This window comes from Bacillus sp. SIMBA_005 (assembly GCF_046535585.1).
GTDB classification, from domain to species: domain Bacteria; phylum Bacillota; class Bacilli; order Bacillales; family Bacillaceae; genus Bacillus; species Bacillus pumilus.
Map to the genome: position 1 here is coordinate 223,877 of NZ_JAWRWI010000007.1, position 22,700 is coordinate 246,576.

The 22,700-nt window shown below is 39.2% G+C and carries 22 protein-coding genes, 1 pseudogene and 1 other annotated feature; of the genes and pseudogenes, 17 read left to right on the forward strand and 6 right to left on the reverse strand.

Translation table 11 applies throughout. From position 1 onward, the window contains the following. The first annotated feature begins 12 nt into the window (after positions 1-12). The 4 genes from opp4C (at position 13) to SB660_RS13740 (ending at position 4,037) form a co-directional block, all read left to right on the forward strand. A complete protein-coding gene (gene opp4C / locus SB660_RS13725; RefSeq protein ID WP_180310816.1) occupies positions 13-912 on the forward strand; it encodes an oligopeptide ABC transporter permease in 900 nt (299 codons plus the stop codon). Between the two features lie 117 nt (positions 913-1,029). After that, a complete protein-coding gene (locus tag SB660_RS13730) occupies positions 1,030-1,782 on the forward strand; it encodes an SAM-dependent methyltransferase (protein WP_180309234.1) in 753 nt (250 codons plus the stop codon). A gap of 143 nt (positions 1,783-1,925) precedes the next feature. Next, positions 1,926-3,212, forward strand: coding sequence for an MFS transporter (locus SB660_RS13735; RefSeq protein ID WP_410582940.1), 1,287 nt, complete (start codon positions 1,926-1,928; stop codon positions 3,210-3,212). Positions 3,213-3,284: 72 nt separating this feature from the next. Continuing rightward, positions 3,285-4,037, forward strand: coding sequence for a YjbA family protein (locus SB660_RS13740; protein WP_169056292.1), 753 nt, complete (start codon positions 3,285-3,287; stop codon positions 4,035-4,037). Between the two features lie 35 nt (positions 4,038-4,072). On the opposite strand, the gene trpS is transcribed toward SB660_RS13740, so the two are convergent. Continuing rightward, a complete protein-coding gene (trpS, locus tag SB660_RS13745; RefSeq protein WP_410582943.1) occupies positions 4,073-5,068 on the reverse strand; it encodes a tryptophan--tRNA ligase in 996 nt (331 codons plus the stop codon). 53 nt (positions 5,069-5,121) lie between these two features. Further along, positions 5,122-5,340: a binding site (T-box leader), on the reverse strand. A 482-nt stretch (positions 5,341-5,822) separates the two neighbouring features. Here trpS and SB660_RS13750 point away from each other — a divergent pair. The 8 genes from SB660_RS13750 (at position 5,823) to spxA (ending at position 13,153) form a co-directional block, all read left to right on the forward strand. Then, a complete protein-coding gene (locus SB660_RS13750) occupies positions 5,823-7,460 on the forward strand; it encodes a peptide ABC transporter substrate-binding protein (protein WP_106072468.1) in 1,638 nt (545 codons plus the stop codon). 116 nt (positions 7,461-7,576) lie between these two features. Next, the gene (locus tag SB660_RS13755) at positions 7,577-8,521 is read left to right on the forward strand and encodes an ABC transporter permease (RefSeq protein ID WP_044139932.1); all 945 of its coding nucleotides are present in this window, start codon (positions 7,577-7,579) and stop codon (positions 8,519-8,521) included. 3 nt (positions 8,522-8,524) lie between these two features. Continuing rightward, entirely contained in the window at positions 8,525-9,442 is a 918-nt protein-coding gene (locus SB660_RS13760) for an ABC transporter permease (RefSeq protein ID WP_058014299.1), read from the forward strand. Between the two features lie 12 nt (positions 9,443-9,454). Continuing rightward, positions 9,455-10,534 carry an ABC transporter ATP-binding protein gene (locus SB660_RS13765; RefSeq protein ID WP_058014298.1) on the forward strand — a complete coding sequence of 360 codons (1,080 nt, stop codon included), beginning with the start codon at positions 9,455-9,457 and terminating at the stop codon, positions 10,532-10,534. Position 10,535: 1 nt separating this feature from the next. Continuing rightward, the gene (locus SB660_RS13770) at positions 10,536-11,453 is read left to right on the forward strand and encodes an ABC transporter ATP-binding protein (protein ID WP_410582947.1); all 918 of its coding nucleotides are present in this window, start codon (positions 10,536-10,538) and stop codon (positions 11,451-11,453) included. Between the two features lie 108 nt (positions 11,454-11,561). After that, positions 11,562-11,849, forward strand: a complete 288-nt coding sequence (locus tag SB660_RS13775; protein ID WP_410582949.1) for a hypothetical protein — start codon at positions 11,562-11,564, stop codon at positions 11,847-11,849. A 136-nt stretch (positions 11,850-11,985) separates the two neighbouring features. Then, the gene (locus SB660_RS13780) at positions 11,986-12,564 is read left to right on the forward strand and encodes a GNAT family N-acetyltransferase (RefSeq protein WP_410582951.1); all 579 of its coding nucleotides are present in this window, start codon (positions 11,986-11,988) and stop codon (positions 12,562-12,564) included. Positions 12,565-12,757: 193 nt separating this feature from the next. Then, positions 12,758-13,153, forward strand: a complete 396-nt coding sequence (gene spxA / locus SB660_RS13785; protein ID WP_003211421.1) for a transcriptional regulator SpxA — start codon at positions 12,758-12,760, stop codon at positions 13,151-13,153. A 40-nt stretch (positions 13,154-13,193) separates the two neighbouring features. On the opposite strand, the gene SB660_RS13790 is transcribed toward spxA, so the two are convergent. After that, a complete protein-coding gene (locus SB660_RS13790; RefSeq protein WP_410582953.1) occupies positions 13,194-13,859 on the reverse strand; it encodes a TerC family protein in 666 nt (221 codons plus the stop codon). A gap of 175 nt (positions 13,860-14,034) precedes the next feature. On the opposite strand from SB660_RS13790, the pseudogene SB660_RS13795 reads away from it, so the two are divergent. The 5 genes and pseudogenes from SB660_RS13795 to pepF form a co-directional block, all read left to right on the forward strand. After that, positions 14,035-14,155: pseudogene (locus tag SB660_RS13795) on the forward strand (hypothetical protein); the annotation flags it as partial. Beyond that, positions 14,122-14,787, forward strand: a complete 666-nt coding sequence (gene mecA, locus SB660_RS13800; protein ID WP_012009573.1) for an adaptor protein MecA — start codon at positions 14,122-14,124, stop codon at positions 14,785-14,787. The pseudogene SB660_RS13795 and the gene mecA, both read left to right, overlap by 34 nt. A gap of 85 nt (positions 14,788-14,872) precedes the next feature. Next, on the forward strand, positions 14,873-16,393 hold the full coding sequence (cls, locus tag SB660_RS13805; protein WP_058014293.1) for a cardiolipin synthase: 1,521 nt from the start codon (positions 14,873-14,875) through the stop codon (positions 16,391-16,393). A gap of 162 nt (positions 16,394-16,555) precedes the next feature. After that, a complete protein-coding gene (locus SB660_RS13810) occupies positions 16,556-17,716 on the forward strand; it encodes a competence protein CoiA (protein ID WP_410582956.1) in 1,161 nt (386 codons plus the stop codon). Between the two features lie 214 nt (positions 17,717-17,930). After that, complete coding sequence (pepF, locus tag SB660_RS13815; RefSeq protein WP_410582958.1) at positions 17,931-19,757, forward strand: oligoendopeptidase F; 1,827 nt, start codon at positions 17,931-17,933, stop codon at positions 19,755-19,757. Between the two features lie 103 nt (positions 19,758-19,860). Here the strand turns inward: pepF and SB660_RS13820 are convergent, their stop codons facing one another. The 4 genes from SB660_RS13820 to SB660_RS13835 all read right to left on the reverse strand — a co-directional run bounded on the left by SB660_RS13820 (position 19,861) and on the right by SB660_RS13835 (position 22,681). Then, on the reverse strand, positions 19,861-20,034 hold the full coding sequence (locus SB660_RS13820; RefSeq protein ID WP_044139629.1) for a hypothetical protein: 174 nt from the start codon (positions 20,032-20,034) through the stop codon (positions 19,861-19,863). A gap of 296 nt (positions 20,035-20,330) precedes the next feature. Further along, positions 20,331-21,242 carry a ClpXP adapter SpxH family protein gene (locus tag SB660_RS13825; protein ID WP_169056298.1) on the reverse strand — a complete coding sequence of 304 codons (912 nt, stop codon included), beginning with the start codon at positions 21,240-21,242 and terminating at the stop codon, positions 20,331-20,333. Then, on the reverse strand, positions 21,239-21,637 hold the full coding sequence (locus SB660_RS13830) for a globin domain-containing protein (protein WP_008355333.1): 399 nt from the start codon (positions 21,635-21,637) through the stop codon (positions 21,239-21,241). Before SB660_RS13830 ends, SB660_RS13825 begins: the two co-directional genes overlap by 4 nt. Before the next feature lie 276 nt (positions 21,638-21,913). Further along, a complete protein-coding gene (locus SB660_RS13835) occupies positions 21,914-22,681 on the reverse strand; it encodes a lytic transglycosylase domain-containing protein (RefSeq protein ID WP_180309230.1) in 768 nt (255 codons plus the stop codon). Positions 22,682-22,700: the final 19 nt, after the last annotated feature.

Consider the following 22,700-nt stretch of genomic DNA (forward strand, 5'->3'; position numbering starts at 1 on the left):
GCACAGCCTAATATGGGAACACCTCCTGTTGATCTCAAATTAAAGGAGGGTCTTCCGCCAAAGCCAGAGACGATGCTGCGTTTATTTTGTGAGAAGTTTTTCAAAAATAAATTGGCGGTTGCCGGCTCCGTGATCTTATTGGTCATTATCTTTTCAGCCATTTTCGCTCCAGTGATTGCCCCTTACGCACCAGAGCAGCAAGATTTATTAAAACGGCTCCAGCCGCCAAGTGCTGAGCATTTGATGGGAACTGACAAGTTTGGCCGCGATATTTTCTCAAGGGTGCTATATGGCGCGAGGGTCTCTTTATTAGTCGGTTTCGTCTCGGTGGTCGGTGCGATTACCATTGGTACTGTGGTAGGAGCGGTAGCAGGGTATTTCAAAGGATTTGTTGATTCCTTGTTAATGAGATTTGTGGATGTCGTGTTGTCGATTCCCGATATTTTTCTCTTGATCACGCTCGTTACCATTTTCAAACCGGGTATTGATAAATTGATTTTAATCTTTGCTTTGACTGGATGGACCACAACCGCGAGACTAATCCGCAGTGAATTTTTATCACTGCGAACAAGAGAATTCGTACTCGCAGCAAGAACCATTGGAACGAAAAACCATGTCATCATCTTTTCGCATATTTTACCGAACTGTATCGGTCCTATTATTGTATCAGCTACATTAAAAGTAGGTTCCGTCATTTTAGCCGAATCAACGCTGAGCTATCTAGGGTTTGGCATACAGCCGCCAACGGCGAGCTGGGGCAACATGCTGCAAGATGCACAAAATTTCTCGATTATGGTGCAGGCGTGGTGGTATCCATTGTTTCCAGGTTTACTGATTCTACTGACCGTTTTATGCTTTAACTTTTTAGGTGATGGACTTAGAGATGCCATTGATCCTAAAAAATTAAAATAATCGGACGTACTTAAGTAACAAAAAATGTATTTTTATATCAAAAAAGGTTGAAAAAGGAAATTTAATATAGTACCATAGATTTACAGTAAATAAAGAGATTGAGAGGGGGGCTCCTTATTGTCTACTAAAGTGGAAACACCCATTTCAGATGATGGTACAAACTTTTTTGGTTTCCAGTATAAAGAGATTTACTCACGTCTTTTATCTCAAAATGTAGATGTGGAAATTGACTTCATTCAAAGGGAAATTCTTCAAAACTATGATCATCCGCACATTTTAGATTTTTGTTGTGGACATGGAAGACACCTGCTTAAACTTTGGCAGGCAGGTTTTCAAATAGATGGACTGGATATTAATCAGGATTTTTTGGCGCATATTGAAAAAGAGTCAAATCACCAAGTGACAACATTTTTAGAAGATGGAAGAGACTTTCATCCCCCTAGAACGTATGATGTTGTGCTTAATATGGAAACATCGATTGTCTATATGTCAGATGAGGAGAACATGAAAATGCTCAGGTCCATGTATTCATGTTTAAATGAAGGTGGAACATTACTTCTTCACCTTGCCAATCGAGAATTTCTTATCAAGTATTTCCATCCACTTATCTGGTTTGGAGACGAAAAGACAGGCTATGCCTTAGAAAAAAGACAGTTAGATATAGTAAACAGTACTATTAAAATAGAACAAACAAGAATAGTGAATTACAAAACAACTAACCATGTCATCACAATGCGTTTATATAGTGTAGCTGAAATCACAAATATGCTAAAAGATGCTGGTTTTATCGTCAAACATATTTATGGAGATTTTGAAAGTAATTCATATAACGTAGAAGCTCACAACACGATACTTTTATGCACAAAATGAAGCATTAAAGGGGGTGAGTCATATGCAAACAAACGTTATTATCATCATCACAAAATAATTGACTTTTATATTCATTCTGAGAAGTGCGTGTTCAATCACACGCACTTTCTTTCGTAAATAGTTCAGACGAGAAGATTGAGAGGTTGATTTTATTGATCGCTATCCTGAAGCAGCCACAATTCCTTATGTTTTGTATGGCACAATTATTTTCCCGTTTTGGGGACGGTCTTACAACTATTGTCATCCTTTATGTGGTTGGAACTACATCGAATGATCCGTTATTAATTGGATTTGTGTTATTTTGTCAATATTCACCAATGTTTTTCTTTGGCTTAATTGGTGGTGTTGCGGCAGACCGATTCAAAAAACATCATATTATGATTGCAGCCGATTTATTTCGGTCTTTCATATTAATAGGAATGATCTTTAGTTTACACCATCCAGTGTATGTCATTATCCTCGTTTTTTTATCAGGTATAGGAAGTGCTTTTTTTTATCCAGCGCGCTCCTCGTATATTCCGGTTGTAGTGGGAGAAAAAAATATTACAGAAGCGATGGGGGTTTCTCAAAGTATTTATTCCGTTATGCAAATTGCGGGTCCTGGGATTGCAGGCCTACTTCTTCTTTTCTTTTCACCGACAGCTCTACTCATTATCGATATTTTTACTTATAGTCTATCCGCATGTTTTATCTTACTGACGGCTGTACTTGTGAAAAAGAACAATAAAGATGAGGAATCGAGCCTTCCAACTTCTAAAGAAAAACAATGGACGGCGATCAAGGAAGGATTGAAGGTCGTATTTCAATCAGCGCCACTTGCTTTTTTAATCCTTTTATTAACACAAGTCATGTTTATTGCAGGAATTTTTAATACCACATCCAACTCTATTTTGCTGCACGAGTTTCAAGTATCAGGTTTTCATTTTGGCATGATTGAAGCATTTTCGGGTATCGGAGCCGTCATCGGTTCCATTTTAGGTCCTTACTTGCTTGGGAAATTCAAACCTGGTTATATTTTAATGACAACGACGATCTTTATGGGAATTTGGATGATGGTCATCATACCGATTGAGTTTTTAGAAACACTGTTTGGGTTACCACCAGTCTACCTTTGGGTGTTTGGTATCGGCTTAATGAATGCTTTCTTGAATGTGCCGATTAGCAGTTTATTTCTAGGGCTGACTCCAAATGCTTATAGAGGACGTGCAATGTCCATCTTACAAATGTTCTCTAACTTCGGTATCATTCTTGGGTTAATCATCGCCGGTATGTTTTCAAAATATATTGGTGTCATTTGGATTACAGCCATCTCTGGCTTAGTACTGCTCGCTATCAGTTTATTCTCAATGAGGATGAAAGGTTTTTCCGCCTTATTAACTGTCACGAGAAAAAATAAAGAGAAACCATCAGTTGCCCAGCTTGAAGTTTAATAAAGTTGGAATAATTTCTCTATCCCTTGCCCATACTGTGGACAACAGTTTTTATAAAGTGAGGGATTGGTTATGTTATTTCTTCATGACGTATGGGTGAATTGGTTTGAAGGGGAAGAAAATGGCTACAATGTGTGTCATTTTCATGAGTGGCGTAAGGAGGACAGCGTGGAGCTGTTAGATCAAGTACCTTTACTCAAGGTGCAGAGTCCTTTGTATGATTACATAGAGAATGATCTTTCAGAACTGCCAAAGACGCTGCTAGAAGCAGTATTTGAGAAATCATATATTCGAAAAAATCATGAACGGCGCAAATTAGAGTATTGTTTTGTGGTGACGGACGGTATACGAATTATTGCTGTGGATACGATTGGGTATTCCATTCCTGTGAGGAAAAGCCGCTTAATCCCAAGGCAGGAGCAATTGGTGTATGAAATGGTGAAAGATGTGAGGGCTGAGGAATATGAATTCTCTCAGGACAGTCTTGAGTCAGCGAAGGAGTATCATATTTTGTCTTTGCCGCCGCAGCACATCTGTGGATTAACGAGAAAAGAAAGACAGTTGAAGCAGCTCATGTTTATGGCGCTCGATCAATTAAAAGGTCTTCAAAACAGGGCGGAGATTGCGTATTGGTATACGGAATGGAACCCTCGCATGTACAATCAAATTAAACGAATGTCATTCGAAGAGATTTGGAACATGCTTTACAATGAAACCATTGATGGATGGTCAGAAAATCATTTAGCATTTTGTGAAAAAATGATTAAGGGACAGCCATTTTTTGAAAAGCTTTGGGAAATGGAAAACGAATCAAAGGTGAATTAGAAAAAGCTTGCAGCGTGATGTGCTGCAAGCCTTTTTTATTTGCGTTTTCTGCCAAGACCCATTGCATTCTCCATTTTTTTCAGCATTTTATTTGCTGCGCGGTTTGCTTTTTCAGCACCTTCGTCAAGAATACGATCAAGCTCGTCTGACTCAAAGAGCTCATAGTATCGATCTTGAATTGGTTTTAAAGCATCAACGACGACGTTCGCAAGATCTCCCTTAAACTCACCATACCCTTTGCCTTCATACTTTTGCTCAAGCTCTGCAATCGATATGTTACCTAATACAGAGTAAATCGTCAGCAAGTTGGCAATTCCAGGCTTGTTCTCTTTGTCATACTTAACGATACCTTCTGAATCCGTCACAGCACTTTTGATTTTCTTTTCAAGCTGCTTTGGTTCATCTAATAAAGTAATGAAGGATTTTTGGTTCGGATCGGATTTGCTCATCTTTTTCGTTGGATCTGCTAAAGACATAATCCGAGCGCCTTCTTTTGGAATCTTCACTTCAGGTACAGTGAAAATGTCATTGTATTTTCGGTTAAAACGTTCAGCAAGCGTTCTAGTCAATTCAAGATGCTGTTTTTGATCTTCTCCGACAGGAACTAAATCAGTACCATATAATAAGATATCGCCAGCCATTAATGGAGGATACGTTAATAGTCCTGAAACAACCGCTTCCTTACCAGCGGATTTATCCTTAAATTGGGTCATTCTCTCTAATTCCCCAATATAAGCAACACATTGCAGCATCCATCCTGCCTGGGCGTGAGCAGGTACCTCTGATTGGATAAACAATGTCGCCTTCTCAGGATCAAGTCCCACTGCTAAATACAGAGCTGCTAAGCTTCTAATATTTTGTCGAAGGGCTAAACGATCCTGATTCACCGTGATGGCATGCTGATCGACTACACAAAAGTAGCCATTATAATCATGCTGGAGATCGACAAATTGCTTCATCGCTCCAATATAGTTCCCCAATGTGACCGAACCGCTCGGCTGAATGCCTGAAAAAATCGTCTTCTTTGTCATACTAAAACCTCTTTTCCTCAATATAAAAAGGCCCACCCGTCACTTTTCAACAGAAAAGGGACGAATGAACCGTGGTACCACCCTTGTTATTTCACATGGAAATCACTCAAGACGTTGATATCGGAGACTGCTCCGTCTAAGCCTACTTACTTTCAAAAGTGTTCGGTTAGCTGCTCCAAAGCCCATTCCATATATGCCATTGTCTGCTCGCACCGGCCGCAGACTCTCTGTTAATGGTGAATATATGTACTCTTCTTTTTCATCGCAACAGTATGTCTATCTATTATAAAGGATGACCATAAAAAAGTCACGAAGCCCCTTATGTGACCTTCTCATCATGTCGTTTGACACTTAAAATTTTAGGTAAAATACCAACAATCTGTCAGAATTTTTTAAAAAGGGATGATTAATTATATGTATAAAACATTATTCCTGCTGAATTTGTTAAATTATTTTAATCAATTTCCGCTTTAATTTGTTGAAGTGATTGAGACTTTAGTTTATAAAAATCCCTCTTTATCCCCATTTACGTTTTTTAAAAATATATGAAATTGATATTGCAATAAATTATTCTATTCATTATAATTAATTTGTTCACACGTTTGTGCTAGGCTCTTTACATAGTGAAAATTCAGAAAAAACAAAAGAAATAGAAAGTAAGCTATTTAGGGACTTTTTTACGCTATTTCTTAAATCTGAATCTCATCTTCTATCGAGACCTTTGAACTAAAACATATTATAAGGGGGAATACAGTTGAAAAAGCGTTGGTCTGTTGTTACTTTAATGCTTATTTTCACACTTGTATTAAGCGCTTGTGGTTTCAGCGGAAACAAATCAGGCGACAGCACGAGCAGTTCTGGAGAGGCTAAAACAACACTAAATGTGAATATCTCCACTGAGCCTTTTTCTCTACATCCGGGATTGGCAAATGATTCAACTTCAGGAAGTGTCATTCGTCAGACTTTTGAGGGATTAACAAGAATTAACGCTGAAGGTAAGCCGGAAAATGCAATGGCTTCTGATATCAAAACAAGTGCTGATGGTAAAACATACACATTCACAATTCGTGATGCAAAATGGTCTAATGGTGACCCTGTTAAAGCAGAAGATTTCGAATATGCTTGGAAATGGGCATTAGATCCTAAAAATGAATCTCAATATGCTTACCAGCTTTACTATATTAAAGGTGCTGAAGCAGCGAACAAAGGAGAAGCAAAAACTTCTGATGTTGGTGTGAAAGCTAAAGACGACAAGACGCTTGTAGTTGAGCTAGAGAACCCAACACCGTTCTTTACTGAACTAACTGCATTCTATACGTATATGCCAGTCAACAAAAAAGTGGCTGAAAAGAATAAAAACTGGTACACAAATGCTGGTGAAAACTACGTATCTAACGGACCATTTGCTCTTACTAAATGGAAACATGGCGGTTCTATCACGCTTGAAAAGAACAATGAATACTGGGATAAAGATACTGTGAAATTGAAAAAGATTAACATGTCTATGATCAAAGATACAAACACTGAGCTTAGCATGTTCGAAAAAGGCGAGCTTGACTGGGCTGGTTCTCCAACTGGTAACCTTCCTACTGAGTCTCTAAAATCATTGAAAAATAAAGGTAATCTTAAGATCCAAACGATTGCAGGTGTTTATAATTATAAATTTAACACTGAAGTAAAACCTTTAAACAATGCAAACATCCGTAAGGCACTTGCTTACTCAATTAATCGTCAAGCGATTGTCGACAAAATTACGCAAGGTGAACAAGTTCCAGCTATGGCAATCGTGCCTCCAACAATGGAAGGTTTTGAGGACAACAAAACTGGATACTTCAAAGATCATGATGTAACGGCAGCGAAAGATCTTCTTGAAAAAGGTGCAAAAGAATTAGGTTATAAATCAGTTTCTGATCTTCCAACATTGAAGTTGTCTTACAACACAGATGAAGCTCACCAAAAGATTGCACAAGCAATTCAAGAAATGTGGAAGAAAGACTTAGGTTTAAAAGTAGAACTTGATAACTCTGAGTGGAATGTTTACATCGATAAACTTCACAGTGGAGATTACCAAATTGGACGTATGGGCTGGTTAGGTGACTTCAACGATCCAGTGAACTTCCTTGAGCTTTATAAAGATAAAGACGGTGGAAACAATGATACTGGATGGGAAAGCAAAGAGTACCAACAATTATTGAATGATTCTGCGAAAGAAACCGATAAAACGAAGCGTGAAGAAATGCTGAAAAAAGCAGAAAAAATTCTTATCAATGATATGCCTATCGCTCCAATTTACTTCTATACTCAGCTTTGGGTGCAAGATCCAAAACTAAAAGGTGTAGTTGTATCTGGACTGGGTGATGCACAATACAAATGGGCACATTTCGAAAAGTAAGAGTCATAGTGTAAGAGATCTACGGCAAGGATCTTAAGGTATATGGAGGATGTCTCTCCATATACCTTTCTTGCTGATTAGAGAAAATGTTGTAAAATCATGGAGGTGCAATTCCGTTGCTTAAATATATCGGTAAGCGATTAATATATATTTTAATCACACTGTTTGTTATTGTAACTGCAACTTTCTTTCTCATGCAGGCAGCACCGGGTGGTCCATTCTCTGGTGAGAAGAAACTTCCTGCTGAAATTGAAGCAAACCTAAACGAGCACTACGGGTTGGACAAGCCCTTATTTGTTCAATATGTAAGCTACTTAGGTTCAGTTGCAAAATTAGATTTTGGTCCCTCATTTAAATATAAAGGACAAACTGTAAATGACTTAATCAGTTCTGGATTCCCCGTTTCCTTTACCCTCGGAATTGAGGCAATTCTCCTCGCATTAGCATTTGGTGTATTGTTTGGGGTCCTTGCAGCGCTCTATCATAACAAGTGGCAAGACTATACGATTGCCATTTTAACGATCTTTGGGATTTCAGTTCCAAGTTTCATTTTAGCTGCGCTACTACAATATGTATTTGCATCTGAGGCAAGCGTTATAGCGATTTTCCCAGTTGCAGGATGGGAGTCTTGGGCCAGCACCGTACTACCTTCTATTGCACTTTCCTTCATGCCTATGGCATTTATCGCTAGACTTGCACGGTCAAGTATGCTTGAAGTTTTAAACAGTGACTACATTAGAACGGCTAGAGCGAAAGGATTAACGAAATCAGCTGTGACGATTAAACACGCCATTCGAAACGCATTGTTACCTGTCATTACATATATGGGACCAATGGCTGCTTCAGTTTTAACAGGTAGTTTTGTCGTGGAGAAGATTTTCGGTATTCCTGGATTAGGCTCTCACTTTGTCACAAGTATTACAAACCGTGATTACACCGTCATCATGGGTGTCACAGTCTTCTACAGTATTATTCTATTAATTAGTATTTTAGTCGTTGACGTCCTCTACGGTATTATCGATCCTAGAATTAAACTGACGAAGGCGAAGAAAGGGGTCTAACACATGGAAGAGATGAGAAAAGATTTATTTGTTCCTGCGACAGCTGACGCAGCAGAATCCGAAAAAATTTCTAAACCTAGTCTATCTTTATGGAAGGATGCTATGCTTCGCTTCCGTGCAAATAAACTTGCAATGGTTGGTCTTACAATCATTTTTATTATTGTGATGTTGGCCATCTTTGTTCCGATTTTTTCTAAGTATGATTATTCAACGACTGATTTACTGAATGCGGACCAGCCGCCTTCAAAAGAGCACTGGTTCGGTACAGATGATTTAGGACGTGACATGTTTGTCCGTACATGGGTCGGGGCAAGAATTTCGATCTTCATCGGTCTTGCTGCAGCTGTTCTTGACGTCATCATCGGGATTATCTGGGGAAGTATTGCAGCATTCAAAGGCGGCCGTACAGATGAAGTGATGATGCGTATTGCTGACGTTTTATGGGCAATTCCAACACTACTAATGGTCATCTTAATGATGGTTGTTCTGCCAAAAGGATTATTAACGATTATCCTTGCCATGACAGTCGTAGGCTGGATCAACATGGCACGTATCGTTCGGGGACAGGTTTTACAATTGAAGAGTCAAGAGTACGTTCTTGCCGCACAAACATTAGGTGCGAAAACATCTAGACTTTTATTTAAACACTTAATTCCAAACTCAATGGGACCAATTCTTGTGACGATGACATTAACCATTCCTTCTGCTATTTTTACAGAGGCATTCTTAAGCTATCTAGGGCTTGGTGTACCTCAGCCATTAGCGAGCTGGGGAACAATGGCGTCTGACGGAATTCCAGCCATGACGTACTACCCGTGGAGATTATGGTTCCCAGCCGCATTTATCTGTATTACAATGTTTGGTTTTAACGTGGTTGGAGACGGACTAAGAGACGCTTTAGATCCGAAGTTGCGTAAATAAGGAGTGATTAGGATGGAACGTGAACGTATTCTAGAGGTGAAAGACCTTGCAATCTCATTTAAAACATATGGTGGAGAGGTTCAAGCCATTCGTGGTGTGAACTTCCACTTAAATAAAGGCGAGACACTTGCTATTGTAGGTGAATCTGGCTCTGGTAAAAGTGTGACATCACAGGCCATCATGAGATTAATTCCGATGCCGCCGGGTTATTTCAAGCGCGGACAGATCCTGTTTGATGGGCAAGATATTGTCAAGAAAACTGAAAAACAAATGCAAAACATTCGAGGTAAAGACATTTCAATGATCTTCCAAGATCCAATGACTTCTTTGAATCCAACGATGAAGGTCGGGAAACAAATTACAGAAGTGCTGTTTAAGCACGAACAAATTTCAAAAGAAGCGGCTGAAAAAAGAGCCATTGAATTACTGGAGCTTGTTGGAATTGCAATGCCTGAAAAAAGAATCAAACAATACCCACACGAATTTAGTGGCGGGATGAGACAAAGGGTTGTCATTGCGATGGCACTTGCAGCAGACCCAAAGCTATTGATTGCCGATGAGCCGACGACAGCACTAGATGTAACGATTCAGGCGCAAATTTTAGAATTAATGAAAGAAATTCAGCAAAAGGTTGAAACGTCAATTATCTTTATTACACATGATCTAGGTGTTGTCGCCAACGTCGCTGATCGTGTAGCTGTTATGTATGCAGGTCAGATTGTTGAGACAGGAACGGTTGATGAAATTTTCTACAATCCACAACATCCGTATACATGGGGACTATTAGCGTCAATGCCAAGCCTTGATACAGATGGCGGAGATGAAGGAAAGCTGACTGCAATCCCAGGAACACCGCCAGATCTGACAAACCCGCCGAAAGGAGATGCATTTGCACTCCGAAGCGATTATGCAATGAAAATTGACTTTGAACAAGAACCGCCAATGTTCAAAGTATCAGATACGCATTATGTGAAATCATGGCTACTTCATCCGAATGCACCTAAAGTTGAACCGCCTGCTTCTGTAAAGGCGAGAATGCGTGAACTAGAAGGTAGCTACGAAAAACCTGTATTAGTAAAAGAGGGTGAATAGCATGGCAGAAAAACTGTTAGAAATCAAAAATTTAAAGCAGCATTTCCATACAGCAAGAGGAACGGTGAAAGCAGTTGACGGCGTTTCATTTGATATTTACAAAGGTGAAACACTAGGCCTTGTAGGTGAGTCTGGATGTGGTAAATCCACTACGGGCCGTTCCATCATTAGGCTTTATGATGCGACAGATGGTGAGGTTCTTTATAAAGGGGAAAGTGTACACGGGAAGAAATCAAGACAAAAAATGCTTGAGTTCAACCGTCAAATGCAGATGATCTTCCAAGATCCATATGCCTCACTGAACCCTAGAATGACAGTGCTTGATATCATTGCAGAAGGCATCGACATTCATGGTCTTGCGAAAACAAAGAAAGCACGTAAAGAGCGTGTGTACCAATTGCTTGAAACTGTTGGCTTGAACAAAGAGCATGCAAACAGATATCCGCATGAATTCTCAGGTGGTCAAAGGCAGCGTATCGGGATTGCCCGTGCATTAGCAGTTGAACCAGATTTTATCATTGCCGATGAACCAATCTCTGCATTAGATGTGTCGATCCAAGCACAGGTCGTCAACTTAATGAAAGAGCTTCAAGAAGAAAAAGGGTTAACGTACTTATTCATTGCCCATGACCTGTCCATGGTAAAATACATCAGCGATCGTATTGGCGTGATGTATTTCGGGAAATTGGTAGAGCTGGCACCAGCGAATGAATTATACGAAAACCCGCTTCATCCATATACAAAATCATTATTATCTGCGATTCCGCTTCCAGATCCAGATTATGAGCGTAACCGCAAACGGATCAAGTATGATCCATCTGTTCACAAAGGAACAAACACTGAGTTCCGTGAAGTGAAGCCAGGTCACTTTGTGAGCTGCACAGAGGAAGAATTCAAAGAGCTTCAGGCAAAACAATGATAAGAAGGAAGAAGCGCTGCTATGTCAGTGCTTCTTTTTTTATTTTACAAAAAAACAAGATGATGGTAATTTCTAGTTAACAACAAGCGGGTTCTAGGAGGAAATCAGATGTCGATATGGAAGACGTTTCGCTATTCATTCTTTCACTTTCTCATTGTATTCATGCTTTTTTCAACGTCATTTTTGAGAAAGCCAAATGGAGGACAGTGGATGCTCATATTTATGGTGCTCATTGGCATCGTGTCTTTTTCCGTGGAATATATGCTTCACCGGAAAACAAGCAATCAGAAAGAGGAAGCACGTCGCAGGAAGTATCTTTATTTCATCATGTTTCAAGCCGGGATGACACTCATCCTGTTTGTCTGTTTTCAATTACTCATGGAACATTCGATATAAAACTTTTTTCTGTTGTTTGAAAAAAAGTGAAACTAGAGGAGACTTTGTTGCGTCTTACTAGTACAGGCGTTTAAATAGCAGGAAATCGGGAATATCTAAGGAAGTGGTTCTTAACGATATCATAAGGAGCGGATCCATGAATTGGTATGAAAAGCTCAGTGAATACTTCCCGATAGAAGAAATGAAGTCAAAAGAGCATATGGAAGCTTTATTAAAGGAAAGAAGTGATGTTTATCATAAGGAGGAAGGATCTCATCATGTGATGATGTACGCCGAATTTGATAATTTTATCTTTATTGATTATTTATTTGTTTCCAGAGATGCAAGAGGTGAAGGCCTCGGATCAAAGCTCATTCATAAGCTGAAGGAAAAAAAGAAACCGATCTTGCTTGAGGTTGAGCCTGTAGATGAAGATGATGCAGATACTGCAAAACGCCTAAAGTTTTACCAAAGAGAGCACTTCAAGCATGCAGAATCAATCGGTTATAAACGCAGGTCACTTGCAACAAATGAAGTGAACCGCATGGAAATCCTTTATTGGTCGCCTCTTACAGATAATGAAGAAGAAATGATGGAGGCAATGAGGAAAACCTATGAACGAATCCATACGTATAAAGATGAAGAATGGTATGGGCAGTCGTATGAAGATGTAGATGATGTATTGAAGGTCATTGAAAATAGAAAACAAAAAAATATTTTCGATCATCTCGACTAAATGAGAATGTTCAGACATCAAGCAACACGAGAAAATGAATGAAATTGTCTAGTTTTTGTCACAAAAATTGCAAGAAAATCTGTTCACACTTACTTTTTTATAGTATAATCACTATAAAGATTACTTATTTAGAACAATTTTAATTTAAGAATACAGATCAATATTCATTCTACAAATTGAGGAGTGAAGATTTATGGTAACATTATACACATCACCAAGCTGTACATCATGTAGAAAAGCAAGAGCGTGGTTAGAAGAGCACAATATTCCGTATCAAGAGAGAAACATCTTTTCAGAGCCTCTTTCAATCGATGAAATCAAAGAAATTCTTCGAATGACTGAAGACGGTACAGATGAAATTATCTCAACACGTTCAAAAGTATTCCAAAAGCTAAATGTGAATGTTGAGACAATGCCTCTCCAACAATTGTATAAACTAATCAATGAGCATCCAGGTCTTTTAAGACGTCCAATTATCTTGGATGAAAAAAGACTACAAGTTGGCTACAATGAAGATGAAATTAGACGTTTCCTTCCAAGAACGGTTCGTACATTCCAACTAAGAGAAGCTCAGCGACTTGCTAACTAATAGAAAAAACGAAAAGCTGCCGATGATTTGGCAGCTTTTTTTATTTATTTTCAGCCGTTTGTTCGTAAAACAGGCTGGCTAAAATGACCATGACGACTGTTAAAAACGGAAGCATCAATTCAAGAGTCGCATGCTGAGCCATAAATTCATTCAATTTCACATCACGAACAATCATTTCACCGCCAGTAAAAGCCAAAAGAGCACTTCCTCCGTATAAAAGATACGGAAATTTGGTTAGAGCGGTATGAATCAGTTTACTTCCCCAAATAATAATCGGTACTGAAATCATCAGGCCAAAAGCAGTCAGCAGCATGTTGCCTTTTGCCGCCCCTGCAACTGCAATCACATTATCAAGTGACATAAAGAGGTCGGCAATCACAATGGTCTGAATCGCACGCCAAAGGGAGCCGCTGCTTTTAATGCGAATCGATTCTTTCTTTTGTTCAATTAACAAATTGTATCCTATATAAAGGAGAAAAAGTCCGCCGATAAATTGTAAATAAGGGATGGTCAATAAATAAACTGCGGCACCTGTCATTGTAATTCTCATCAGCACGGCCAAAAGTGTGCCGATCCATATGGCTTTATTCCGTTTGTCATTTGACAAGCTGCGGCTAGCCATCGCAATGATCAATGCGTTATCTCCGCCTAAAATCAGATCAATGCCAATAATCATCAGTAAGGATATGATCCACTCTGTTTCCATCCATTTCACCTCATGTCTAATAGAGCTCGTACAACCAATATATGAGGACAATTCAAATATATGTTTCTGTAAGTTTTCTCTGCAAAAAATGCGTTTTTATTTCTTTTATTCATGTTTTATCATAAAATAGACAGTACGAAGTGATACCTCAATTCTTTAAAAGGTTAACATGTAGACGGAACGGGTAAAGTGTAGTAAAGTACTATTAATTGGGAGCTTGTATGTCCCTTCAACATCTTATATAGAAGGGAAGGTTGGCAAAATGGAAATCGAAAGAATTAATGAACATACAGTGAAATTTTATATTTCCTACGGTGATATTGAAGACCGCGGATTTGACCGTGAAGAGATTTGGTATAATCGTGAACGCAGTGAAGAGCTGTTTTGGGAAGTAATGGACGAAGTGCACGAAGAAGAAGAATTTGCAGTTGAGGGGCCGCTTTGGATTCAAGTGCAGGCACTTGACAAAGGTCTTGAAATTGTCGTGACGAAAGCCCAACTTTCTAAAGATGGACAAAAGCTCGAATTGCCGATTCCAGAAGATAAAAAAGATCAAACAGATGAAGAAAGTCTAGATGCACTGCTTGATGATTTTCAAAAAGAAGAGCAGGATCAAGAAGATCATAATGAGAAGGACAAAAAACTTCAACTTCAATTTGTGTTGAAAATGGATGACTTTGAAGATTTGATTGCACTTTCTCAATTAAATATGCAGGATTTTACCACAAGTTTATATTCGTTTGAAAACCGTTATTATCTATATGTTGACTTCCACGAGGATTTGTCAGATGAGCAAGTGGAGAATAAGCTCAGCATTTTGCTTGAATATGCTCATGAATCAGTGGTCAGCATTTACAGACTGAAAGAATACGGTCAGCTGATTATCGAAGGAAATGCCCTTGAAACGATTCAACAGCACTTCTCGTAACCAACAAAAGTCGATTTCTATAGAGGAATCGGCTTTTTTATCTGAATGAATAGGTAAATAAAGAGATCGGCAAGGAGAAAATGAAATGAGAAATTTAGTTAAAGTTCTATTTTTTCTTATCATTACGATAGGTGCTTATTTAGTCATTCAATTAATTGCTGGTGATTTAGCGGTCAGTGTATTAAGTTCTGTCAGTGTTCTATTCACTTTATCGATTATCTTCATCGGGTTTGTCATATTCTTGGAGAACCGGAATCCATCTCAAACGATAACGTGGCTTGTCCTGCTTGGCAGCTTTCCGTTATTCGGCTTTCTGTTCTATATTTTCTTTGGACGCAATATCAAAAAACGCCGGCTGTTTGAAAAGAAAGCCATCCTGGACGAACAGTTAATCCAGGAAGATGAACATATTCATAGAGAAGCGATTGAGAAAATGACGCATATGGGTGATCATCAGCAGCTCTTATTTAAGCTGGCCCACAGACTTGGACATACCCCTATTACGTATCGCACGTCCTCTAAAGTCCTGACCAATGGAGAAGAAACATTCTCTCATATTTTTGAAGAAATTAAAAAGGCGACACATCACATTCATTTAGAATATTATATTCTCCGTCATGATGACCTTGGACAAGAATTAAAGGATATTCTCATTGATAAAGCGAAAAATGGTGTGATTGTCCGCTTTTTATATGACGATGTAGGGAGTTTGAAGCTCTCTCGACAATATATTGCTGACCTCGAAAAGGCTGGCGTTCAGATCGTTCCATTTTTACCTGTGAGGCTGCCTCTGTTAAATAATAAAATCAATTTCCGAAATCACAGAAAAATTGTCGTGATTGATGGAGAAGTTGGATTTGTTGGCGGGCTGAACATTGGAGACGAATATTTGGGCAGAAGCAGACAATATGGTTTTTGGCGTGACACTCATTTGATGATTAAGGGTGAAGCTGTACGTGATCTGCAGCAGATTTTCATGCAGGATTGGTACTATATGACGAATGAAAGATGCGCAGGTGTGGATTACTTTAAAGATTTCAGCCATCTTGAAAGCACAACAGAAGGCGTACAAATGATTGCTGGTGGTCCTGATAAACAGTGGGAGGTCATTAAAAATCTCTTTTTCTCCATGATTATCTCTGCCAAAAAGTCTATTTGGATCGCTTCACCATATTTTGTGCCGGATGATGATATTTTGTCTGCATTGAAAATTGCTGCTTTAAGCGGAGTAGACGTACGGATTATTGCCCCGAAGAATCCAGATAAACGGATCGTCTTCCATGCGTCCCGTTCATACTTCCCGGAGCTTTTAGAAGCAGGGGCAAAGGTGTATGAATATGATCAAGGCTTTATGCATAGTAAATTTATCATTGTGGATAGTGAGCTGGCTTCGATAGGAACGGCCAACATGGATATGAGAAGCTTTCATTTGAATTTTGAAGTGAATGCCTTCCTCTACAAAACGAGAAGCACTGAGAAGCTCGTAAACGACTTCTTAGGTGATTTAGAGCAGTCACACGAGATAGTCCCAGAAGAATTTGCAAAGAGACCGTTAAGGGTAAGGCTCTTTGAATCAACAGCAAGATTATTATCGCCATTACTATAAAGATTGTATTTCCCCCCTTTTTATCAGAGGGGGTTTTTCATTTTCCTCAGTAAAACATCAGTAAAATCATATTTTCACACCATAAAAGTTCATTTTGCCTATTCGCTCTCTTATAGATGAACAGGCTATAATACGGTCATCAAAGACTAAGGGGCGAGCTGAATGAATACAGCGATCATGGATAATGGAAAGCTTATTCGTATTACACATCATTTATCTAAAAACCGGCTGGAGCATGTCAGGACGACGTGCAAGTTTTACTGCCCAGAATGCAGGGAAGAAGTGCAATTAAAGCTTGGTGAACAGCGTGTCTATCATTTTGCACATAAACAGCTCACTGCATGTCCACTAGCCTCAGGCGAAACGGCTTATCATCAGGCGGGAAAAGAAGCCATTATGAATTGGCTTCAGCGGCTTGGGCATAAACCGGTGCTTGAAAAGTATGTGTCAAAGGTTCATCAGCGTCCTGACGTGGCCGTCTCTATTGGAGGAACAAGCTATGCAATCGAATATCAATGCTCAAATATTTCGCGGCAAGAGCTACGTAAAAGGACAGCAGGACTCCGTCAAGCAGGGCACTTCCCTATATGGGTCATAGGAGCAAATCGTTTAAAGCGAAAATCTGCCCAGCTCTTTTCCTTCTCCTCCATTCATTGGGGAATGTTGAGGGAATCAAAGAAAGGGGGTCTGATTTTTTACTGTCCGCTTCAGAATCGATTCATCCATCTTGCTCAATTCCTTGTATTTCAACCAACAAAAATATGTGCCGTTATGACTGTCAGATCGCCAACAGCATACCGCCAATTTTCAGATATCCTATCGCAGCCCTCAAGCAAGCGCCAAGTCTCCAAGCAATGGCTAAGATGTATACAGCAATTTAGACAGCGGCCACCTCGTATTTTATCAAATGAAAGCAAACGATTAAGAGACGTTTTTTATGAGCATCATCAAACAGCTTTCCCTTTTCTGCCGGCTGAATTATTTATCCCGCTGCCAGAAGCGTACATCTTTACAAGCCCCGTTTATGTCTGGCAGGGGTGTCTATATGATTGGATCATAAGAAAAAAAGGTAGCAGTCCAGTGACGATTCAACTGCTGATGAAAGAAATGAAGCGGTGTATCCAGATGAAAGAAGTAAAGCTTCGATATGGCGATGTTTCAATAGAAGAAATAAAAGAGGTTATCACCTCATATGTTCATGCGCTTGTCAGACAAGGGTTTTTGCATATGACGAAAGAGGGTAATTATGAAGTAGTGTCAAAACAAATGCCGATACAAACAGTAGATGAAGCGTTCAAACGAGATGCTTTCTTATTTCATTAGCATGTTTCATGCCCACTTTGATCATGATAAGAAAAAGGTGGTGCTGCGATTGAATAGAAAGAAACGCTTTTTTCTCATTTTTTTAGTCTGTTTGGTATTTATTTCTGCATATGATTTGACAAATATAGTTCAAAACAAAGAAGATAAATACAACACCAATTTCTTTCACTTTCCGAAAGGTTGGTTCAACACAACTTATGCAAGGGGGATTCATATGACTTCACAAAGCAAAAACAACCATTTACCAGACAGAAGCGAAGTAAAAGAAGAAAACAAATGGCGGCTTGAAGATATTTTTGAAAGCGTCGATGCATGGAACAAGGAATTCGAAGCGGTCAAAAAAGAAATTCCTAAGCTCGCCCAATTTAAAGGCAAGCTCGCCCATTCTGCTGATGTACTGTATGAAGCCCTAACCTTTCAGGATCAGCTTTCTGAAAAGCTTGGTAAGCTTTATACATATGCGCACATGAAATACGATGAGGATACAACGAACTCATCATTTCAAGCGCTGAATGATAAAGCATCGAATTTATTTACACAACTCTCTAGTACTTCTGCTTATATTGTTCCAGAGATTTTATCGATTCAAGAAGATAAATTGCAGCAGTTTATTTTGGAAAAAGAAGAATTAAAACTGTATTCCCATGCTCTTGAAGAAATTAATAAAGAACGACCACATATTTTAAGTGAGGATCAAGAGGCTTTATTAGCTGAGGCATCTGAACCTCTCTCAACTTCATCTACTACTTTTAGTATGTTTAACAATGCTGATATTTCGTTCCCTTCTGTAAAGGATGAAAATGGGGAAGAAAAGAAGATTACCCACGGCAACTTTATTACATTTTTAAACAGTGATGACCGTGAAGTGAGAAAGAATGCTTTTAAAGCTGTGTATAAAACGTATGATCAGTATAAAAACACTCTTGCTTCGACACTGAGCGGTTCGATTAAAAAGGATAATTTTTATGCAAAAGTACGAAATTATAAATCGGCAAGAGAATCAGCACTATCTCGGAACAGTATTCCAGAAGAAGTATATGACAATCTAATTGATACCGTTCATCAATATTTACCGTTATTACACCGTTATATTGAATTGCGTAAAAAGGTATTAAAGCTTGATGAAGTGCATAACTATGACTTGTATACGCCACTTGTAAAAGATGCTGGCATGAAGCTAACCTACGATGAAGCAAAGGATTATATGCTAAAAGGGTTAGCACCATTAGGAGAAGAATATGTATCTGTGTTAAAAGAGGGACTCAATAATCGCTGGGTGGACGTTTATGAGAATAAAGGGAAACGTAGCGGTGCGTATTCATCTGGAAGCTATGGCACAAATCCATATATCCTCATGAACTGGCAAAATAACATTGATAATTTATTTACACTGGCTCATGAATTTGGGCACTCTGTCCACAGCTACTATACAAGAAAGCATCAGCCATATCCGTATGGAAACTATAGCATCTTTGTAGCTGAAGTAGCTTCTACGACAAATGAAGCGTTACTTGGCGAATACCTGCTGAATCATCTAGATGATAAAAAACAGCGTTTGTATGTGTTAAATCACTTGCTAGAAGGATTTAGAGGAACGGTATTCAGACAGACGATGTTTGCTGAGTTTGAGCATCTGATTCATGTGAAAGCACAAGAAGGAGAGGCTTTAACGCCAGAATTCATGACGAACCTCTATTACGACCTGAACAAGAAGTATTTTGGAGACGGCATGGTTGTGGATAAAGAAATCGGATTAGAATGGACGAGAATCCCTCACTTCTATTACAACTATTATGTATATCAATATGCAACAGGCTATAGTGCAGCACAGGCATTAAGCAAGCAAATCTTAGAAGAAGGAAAACCTGCGGTGGAGCGCTACACAGACTTCCTTAAAGCAGGAAGCTCTGATTATCCAATCAATGTGCTGAAAAAAGCAGGTGTTGATATGGCTTCCAAAGAACCAATCGAAGCAGCATGTCAATTGTTCGAAGAAAAATTAAAAGAAATGGAAGAGCTCATCTCTAAAACGGGTGAGTAATGAAAAGACTTCTGTCAGACGTGTGAGTGCAAACTCATCTTTTGACAGGAGTTTTTTTCTCACAAAAAAAGACCTCTTCGCATGTAGAGGCCGCTTCTTATCATCACCCTTTAAATCCCTTAAAGGTCTTCCGATGGTTCATTCGATAAAGTGTAAAAAGTATTGCAGCAAATAAGAGAGGCGATGTGAGATAAAGAGGAAGCATTTTCATTAAGCCTAATATATTTAAAAAGAAACATAAGCCAATGGAAACAAGTCCAATGGTTGTGCTGCGCATGCAGATCCCTCCATTTTTTCGTTACTTTCACTATATGAAAGTGACAACCCTCTTATGTTTTGTGACAAAAATATGAACATATAGTATATCTGTTGTCATAAGTCGACAAAATTTGATATACTACAGATGTGAAATTAATCACATACAAACATTACCCCTTTGTTTGACCGTGAAAAATTTCTCCCATCCCCTTTGTTGTCGTTAAGACATAGTGAAACCGCGCTTATCCCGGCGCGGTTTCTTCGTGGTTTAAAAAAGAACAAGTGTTCCTTTTTGAGGTAAAGAAAAAACATGGGTCAGCACCCATGTTCATTCTCACAGCGATAGACATCAAGATCTGAAGGATGATCATCTTCTTTGTAGCGCCAAAACATTTCTTGATGCACTTGTACACGTTCGACTTTTTTAGCGAAAGCCAGCTTTTTCATTTCTCGTTCAACTTCTTCAAGTGTCAGGTCATATACGACCGCAATCTCTTTGGCAGATGCAAATTGAAAGTAAGCAATAAACCATTCAATTGGAGGCCGTACTGATGGGGTTGGTTTTTCACCAATCATTTCAAAAAGGATTTCCTCGTACACATCGTAAGAGTACGCACCTGAAATTTTTAATCCTTCATCTCCGTTTACTGTATTAAAAAAGGCAAAGGTCGGAAGCTCAGACACGTCCATTTCAGCGGCAATTTTCATATCACATTTTAGTGCTTTGACAGCACTTTGAGAATGAATATCGCGCTGGAATTCCTCGATATCTAGTCCAGCGCTTTTTGCATTTTCTAGCAGTACATGTTCACTTGTGACATCTTGCTGATGGCAAAAAAGTGATTCTTGAATGAGACGCAGAAATTTCATTCCGCATTTTCTGCCTTGAAGTTCAGCCGCTTTTAATGCAAGCGAGGCGAGATAGGGTGAGGTCACAATTTGTTCAGACAGCATTTGTTCTTTTTTGGTCTGAGTTTTGGTCGCGAATTTCCCCCATGCTTCGGTGAGTAAATGCTTTTTTCGTTTTCGATTCAATGCATTAATACTAGAGCTTGTCACCGTTCGTAAAGTGAAAAAACGGCCGTACTTCATTTTCAATTTTTTAATGGATGGCTCTAATAACCAGCAGTCTGGACTTAGAGGGTCAATGAATACATAGATTTCAATCGGCTTTTGAGGATGTCCGTGACAGTGTGAGAAATATTGATCGTGCGTATTGCAGCTCAAGATCGTCCATCCTTTTCAGGTGTTTGATTGACCATATGACGAGCCGTTAAAGAGAGCCGCTCAAATAAAAAGTCACGAATATCGCCGGTTAATCCTACTTGATCCATTGCATCCTCCATGCATTCAAGCCATGCGTCAGCCCGCTCCTCAGTAATCGGAAAAGGGAGATGTCTCGCCCGTAGCATAGGGTGACCATGCTCCTCTGTATAAAGCGGGGGTCCGCCTAAATATTGAGTTAAAAACTGTTTTTGTTTTCTTGCTGTTTCTTTTAAGTCATCCGGGAAAATAGGATGAAGCAAAGGATGACACTTTACATTTTCATAAAAAGTATCAACAAGTTGCGATAGAAGTTCCTCTCCAACCGCTTCGTAAGGTGCGTTAAACGATTGTACCATGTTGACTACTCCTTTTACTCGTAGTTAATAGGATGAAGCGCCCTATTGTGAATTCATTTATTTCAAAAGTGATATTCAGTTTGTTCTATTTTATTGTTTCTATTCTTGTATATTTATTTTAACAACCTCAACTCAATTCCACAAACAAACCGCTTTGGTCTATTGGAAATAAGGGGAGAGGCGGGTTCCGTGATCAATTGACCATATCATAACACATTCAGTCAAAAAAGGGTGAAAAGCGACATACAAAAAACCGAAGAGGTTATTCTCTTCGGTTTAAGCGAAATATTGTGCTGTGATTTTCTTTACATAATTTTGTGTTTCTTTAAATGGTGGAATGCCGCCGTATTTATCGACATTTCCTGAGCCTGCATTATAAGCAGCTAAGGCGAGTGAGACATTTCCATTATATTTCTGAAGCATTTGTTTTATATATTTCGTACCGCCTTCGATGTTTTGGGCCGCATCAAAGGCATTATTCACACCAAGGGACTTAGCTGTAGAAGGCATAAGCTGCATGAGGCCAAGTGCGCCTGCATGGCTAACCGCATTCGTACGATAGCCGGATTCTTGCTTAATGACCGCATGAATCAGCTTTTCTGGAACACCATGTTTTTGAGCCATTTGTGACACAATTTGATTAATTTCTTTTGATGATGAGCCGCTTGAAACAGCCTTTTGAAGCGGCGGCGTGTAGCTGTTGTTTAAGACATTTCCAATACCATTTGCTGCATTCAATTGAGCGTCATTTGCATATGAAGGTTGAGCTTGAAGCTGCTCACCACCAGCGATAGCAGATAAGTATGGGTTTGTACGCGCGTATTGCGTGTTCGGAGCCGTTGAAGGGTCCGTTCCCATCAATGCAGAAATTGAAAGCGGCAGGCGTGATAATTCTGATCCGCCTAAAAAATCTTGCAGCAGCGACTGAAATGAAGCTTGTGCATTCGATTCTTGGCCGCCCGGCATTTGCGTTTGTCCAGGGTCTGATTGTAACGTTTTAAGCGCTTGGAGCTGCATAAAGGATTGAATTTGATTGACGTTCATCTTGTTCCTCCTTCAAGGA

Excerpts from the sequence above, each read along its gene's own strand:
- opp4C (WP_180310816.1), top strand. The coding sequence starts at position 13 with ATGGGAACACCTCCTGTTGATCTCAAATTAAAGGAGGGTCTTCCGCCA.
- SB660_RS13740 (WP_169056292.1), top strand. The coding sequence starts at position 3,285 with ATGTTATTTCTTCATGACGTATGGGTGAATTGGTTTGAAGGGGAAGAA.
- trpS (WP_410582943.1), bottom strand. The coding sequence starts at position 5,068 with ATGACAAAGAAGACGATTTTTTCAGGCATTCAGCCGAGCGGTTCGGTC.
- SB660_RS13760 (WP_058014299.1), top strand. The coding sequence starts at position 8,525 with ATGGAAGAGATGAGAAAAGATTTATTTGTTCCTGCGACAGCTGACGCA.
- SB660_RS13765 (WP_058014298.1), top strand. The coding sequence starts at position 9,455 with ATGGAACGTGAACGTATTCTAGAGGTGAAAGACCTTGCAATCTCATTT.
- SB660_RS13770 (WP_410582947.1), top strand. The coding sequence starts at position 10,536 with ATGGCAGAAAAACTGTTAGAAATCAAAAATTTAAAGCAGCATTTCCAT.
- SB660_RS13775 (WP_410582949.1), top strand. The coding sequence starts at position 11,562 with ATGTCGATATGGAAGACGTTTCGCTATTCATTCTTTCACTTTCTCATT.
- SB660_RS13780 (WP_410582951.1), top strand. The coding sequence starts at position 11,986 with ATGAATTGGTATGAAAAGCTCAGTGAATACTTCCCGATAGAAGAAATG.
- spxA (WP_003211421.1), top strand. The coding sequence starts at position 12,758 with ATGGTAACATTATACACATCACCAAGCTGTACATCATGTAGAAAAGCA.
- SB660_RS13790 (WP_410582953.1), bottom strand. The coding sequence starts at position 13,859 with ATGGAAACAGAGTGGATCATATCCTTACTGATGATTATTGGCATTGAT.
- mecA (WP_012009573.1), top strand. The coding sequence starts at position 14,122 with ATGGAAATCGAAAGAATTAATGAACATACAGTGAAATTTTATATTTCC.
- cls (WP_058014293.1), top strand. The coding sequence starts at position 14,873 with ATGAGAAATTTAGTTAAAGTTCTATTTTTTCTTATCATTACGATAGGT.
- SB660_RS13810 (WP_410582956.1), top strand. The coding sequence starts at position 16,556 with ATGAATACAGCGATCATGGATAATGGAAAGCTTATTCGTATTACACAT.
- pepF (WP_410582958.1), top strand. The coding sequence starts at position 17,931 with ATGACTTCACAAAGCAAAAACAACCATTTACCAGACAGAAGCGAAGTA.
- SB660_RS13820 (WP_044139629.1), bottom strand. The coding sequence starts at position 20,034 with ATGCGCAGCACAACCATTGGACTTGTTTCCATTGGCTTATGTTTCTTT.
- SB660_RS13830 (WP_008355333.1), bottom strand. The coding sequence starts at position 21,637 with ATGGTACAATCGTTTAACGCACCTTACGAAGCGGTTGGAGAGGAACTT.
- SB660_RS13835 (WP_180309230.1), bottom strand. The coding sequence starts at position 22,681 with ATGAACGTCAATCAAATTCAATCCTTTATGCAGCTCCAAGCGCTTAAA.